The sequence below is a fragment of the Phocaeicola sp. RTP21198st1_B8_RTP21198_201120 genome (assembly GCF_040929485.1).
GTDB classification, from domain to species: domain Bacteria; phylum Bacteroidota; class Bacteroidia; order Bacteroidales; family Bacteroidaceae; genus Phocaeicola; species Phocaeicola dorei.
Map to the genome: position 1 here is coordinate 1 of NZ_JBCOCI010000399.1, position 253 is coordinate 253.

The 253-nt window shown below is 44.7% G+C and carries 1 protein-coding gene; it reads right to left on the reverse strand.

Annotation, left to right across the window (positions count from 1 at the left end):
• The coding region (locus AB5935_RS26700) for an alpha-amylase family glycosyl hydrolase (RefSeq protein WP_368327945.1) at window positions 1–253 on the reverse strand (253 nt) is incomplete at both ends.

The window sequence follows — 253 nt, forward strand, 5'->3', positions numbered from 1 at the left end:
TTCCTGAATCGGGTTAAGCCATATACTCGTAACTCCGAGGTCTGCAATATAATCCAAATGTTTCTCTATTCCTTTTAAATCACCGCCATGACGGGCGAAAGGTTCGTTGCGGTCTATGTTTGCTTCCAACATTCCGGGAATTATATCATTGGAGGGGTTGCCGTTGGCAAAGCGGTCCGGCATAATGAGATAAAGTACATCACTGGAGTTGAAGCCTTCTACTGCTGAAGCATTCTCTTTGCGCTGTTTAAGT